Annotated in this window: 3 protein-coding genes and 1 pseudogene; 2 read left to right on the forward strand and 2 right to left on the reverse strand. The window is 60.0% G+C overall.

All coding sequences use genetic code 11. From position 1 onward, the window contains the following. Positions 1-603, forward strand: a 603-nt coding sequence (gene epsC / locus BSF44_RS29005) for a serine O-acetyltransferase EpsC (RefSeq protein ID WP_305887023.1), incomplete at its 5' end; no start/stop codon positions are given. A gap of 371 nt (positions 604-974) precedes the next feature. Further along, complete coding sequence (gene betT, locus BSF44_RS29010) at positions 975-2,930, forward strand: choline transporter BetT (RefSeq protein WP_172435419.1); 1,956 nt, start codon at positions 975-977, stop codon at positions 2,928-2,930. A 9-nt stretch (positions 2,931-2,939) separates the two neighbouring features. Here the strand turns inward: betT and BSF44_RS29015 are convergent, their stop codons facing one another. Beyond that, entirely contained in the window at positions 2,940-3,200 is a 261-nt protein-coding gene (locus tag BSF44_RS29015) for a hypothetical protein (protein ID WP_095946417.1), read from the reverse strand. Between the two features lie 146 nt (positions 3,201-3,346). Next, a pseudogene (locus BSF44_RS30230) lies at positions 3,347-3,423 on the reverse strand (short-chain dehydrogenase); the annotation flags it as partial.

A 3,423-nucleotide genomic window follows, 5' to 3' on the forward strand; every position in this document is an offset into this window, starting at 1 on the left:
GTCGAAGCCAAAACCATTCAGATCATCCAGGACTTCGCCCTTGCTTTGCCTGGGTTGCGCAGCCTGCTGGACACCGATGTGTTGGCCGCTTATCACGGCGACCCGGCGGCCCGTAGTGTCGATGAAGTGCTGTTGTGCTACCCGGGGATTCTGGCGGTGATTCACCATCGTCTGGCCCACCATTTGTACCGTGCCGGGTTGCCGCTGCTGGCGCGGATCAGTGCGGAAATCGCTCACTCGGCCACCGGCATCGACATACATCCCGGTGCGCAGATCGGCCGCAGTTTCTTCATCGACCACGGGACGGGTGTGGTGATTGGCGAAACCGCGATCATCGGCGAGCGCGTGCGGATCTATCAGGCGGTGACTTTGGGCGCCAAACGCTTCCCGGCGGACGAAGACGGTCAGTTGCAGAAAGGCCAGCCACGGCACCCGATTGTCGAGGATGACGTGGTGATTTATGCCGGGGCGACGATTCTCGGGCGGATCACCATTGGCCAGGGCTCGACCATTGGCGGTAACGTCTGGCTGACCCGCAGCGTGCCGGCGGGCAGCAACCTGACCCAGGCGAATCTGCAGTTGGATGATGGGGCGCAGAAGTAGGCTTTTGAGTCTCCGTTGACTGGTCTGGCCTCATCGCGAGCAGGCTCGCTCCCACAGGGTTTTCCGTCGATCACAGCCTTTGTGTTCAACCCGATCCACTGTAGGAGCGAGCCTGCTCGCGAAGCTTTTAAATCCTACGTATTTCCTCCCTTGAGCTAGCGTAAGAACATCACCGCCGAGCCCTGCGATTAGTCCTTAGCCCCCTATCCATGTTTAACTTGAACGTTCATTCAAGTTAAACCGGCGGTTCGCTGCCCGCTCACAACAGGAGGCTTGCCTTTGCTGAGTCCGATTTCTACAGCCACGTTTTACCCCTTCGAGGTGCACCGAACATGAGTGCATCGTCCATCCCTCCAAGCGGCCTGATCCGCATGAATCCGCCGGTATTCTGGTTCTCGGCGAGTTTCATTCTGTTGTTTGGTGTCGTTGTCATCGCCATGCCCGAACAAGCCGGTGCCTGGTTGCTGGCGGCGCAAAACTGGGCGGCCAATACGGTCGGCTGGTATTACCTGCTGGCGATGACCCTGTATCTGGTCTTCGTGGTGGTCACCGCCTTGTCCGGCTACGGCAAGATCAAGCTCGGTGCCGACCACGACGAACCCGAATTCAGCTATCTGTCCTGGGCCGGCATGCTGTTCGCCGCCGGGATCAGCATCACCCTGTTTTTCTTTTGCGTGTCCGAGCCGCTGACCCACATGCTGCAACCGCCCCAAGGCGAGGCCGGTACGGCGGATGCGGCGCGTCAGGCGATGCAGATTCTGTTTTTGCACTGGGGCCTGCATGGCTGGGGCGTGTTCGCCTTTGTCGGCATGGCGCTGGCCTACTTCGCCTACCGGCATAACCTGCCTCTGGCCCTGCGTTCGGCGCTGTACCCGCTGATCGGCAAGCGCATCAACGGCCCCATCGGTTATGCGGTGGACGGCTTCGGCATCATCGCCACGGTGTTCGGCCTCGGTGCCGACATGGGCTTCGGTGTGTTGCACCTCAACTCGGGCCTGGACTACCTGTTCGGCATCGCCCACACCCAATGGATTCAGGTCGGCCTGATCACCCTGATGATGGGCGCTGCGATCATCGTTGCGGTCTCCGGCGTCGACAAGGGCGTGCGGGTGATGTCCGACATCAACATGCTGCTGGCCTGCGCGTTGCTGCTGTTCGTGTTGTTCGCCGGCCCCACGCAGCACTTGCTCAACACCCTGATCCAGAACCTCGGCGATTACCTCGGCGCCTTGCCGATGAAGAGCTTCGACCTTTACGCCTACGACAAACCCAGCGACTGGCTGGGCGGCTGGACGGTGTTCTACTGGGCCTGGTGGATTGCATGGTCGCCGTTCGTGGGCCTGTTCATCGCACGGATTTCCCGTGGCCGTACCATCCGTGAATTCGTCTTCGGCGTATTGCTGATCCCGCTCGGCTTCACCCTGGCGTGGATGTCGATCTTCGGCAACAGTGCCATCGATCAGGTGCTCAACCATGGCATGAGCGCGCTCGGCATGTCGGCCATCGATAATCCGTCGATGACGCTCTATCTGCTGCTGGAAACCTACCCGTGGAGCAAAACCGTCATTGCGGTCACGGTGTTCATCAGCTTCGTGTTCTTCGTCACCTCCGCCGACTCCGGCACCGTGGTGCTGTCGACGCTGTCCGCCAAGGGCGGCAACCCGGATGAAGACGGGCCGAGATGGCTGCGAGTGTTCTGGGGCGCGATGACCGCATTGGTGACCAGCGCGCTGCTGTTTTCCGGCAGCATCGATGCGTTGAAGTCGGCGGTGGTCCTGACCTCGCTGCCGTTCTCGCTGATCTTGCTGTTGATGATGTGGGGGCTGCACAAAGCGTTTTATCTGGAATCGCAGAAGCAGATTGCGCAGATGCATTCCTTGGCACCGGTGTCCGGCTCGCGGCGGGGCGGTTGGCGTCAGCGTTTGAGTCAGGCGGTGCATTTCCCGTCGCGGGATGAGGTCTATCGCTTCCTCGACACGACGGTGCGTCCGGCGATTGAAGAGGTGTCTGCGGTGTTCCGCGAAAAAGGCTTGCACGTGGCCCTGCACCCGGACCCGGCCCATGACAGTGTCAGCCTGGAAATCGGTCATGGCGATCAGCATCCGTTCGTTTATCAGGTGCAGATGCGCGGCTATTTCACGCCATCGTTTGCCCGTGGCGGCATGGGTTCCAAGCAACTCAACAATCGCCGCTACTACCGGGCTGAAGTGCATTTGAGTGAGGGAAGTCAGGATTACGACCTGGTGGGCTACACCAAGGAGCAGATCATCAACGACATCCTCGACCAGTACGAACGGCACATGCAGTTCCTGCATCTTGTGCGCTGATCAAGGCCTTCACGTTTCGGTGGTCAACACCATGAACAACACCAGCGCCGCCACCGGGACACCGAACACGGCGCTACCGACCACCAGTTCGGTGCTCAAAGGCTGGCCGGCATGCACGATGCCGACTGCGCCATTGATCAGCGTCAGCGCCAGCCACAGCACGATAAAACTGTAGGCCAGGGTCTGGCGGGTGAAGCCGATGTTCTCGCCGATGTAGAGCATCAGCGCCAGGAGGATCAGGCCGAAGGTGATGATGATGGTGGTGTGCATGGTGGGCTCTGCCTTCAGATGTGTGCTGCCATCGAGGCCGCTATCGCGAGCAGGCTCGCTCCTACAAAGTAGATTTGTGTACACCAGATCATTGTGGGAGCGAGCCTGCTCGCGATAGGGTCACTGCGGTATTTGTCTGAGCATAGTTAAACCAACCCACCATTGACCCGCAAAATCTGCCCATTGACCCAAGTCGAATCCGGCCCGGCGAGGAAGGACACGA

It is taken from the genome of Pseudomonas sp. ACN8 (assembly GCF_002303925.1).
In the GTDB taxonomy this organism is placed as follows: Bacteria; Pseudomonadota; Gammaproteobacteria; order Pseudomonadales; family Pseudomonadaceae; genus Aquipseudomonas.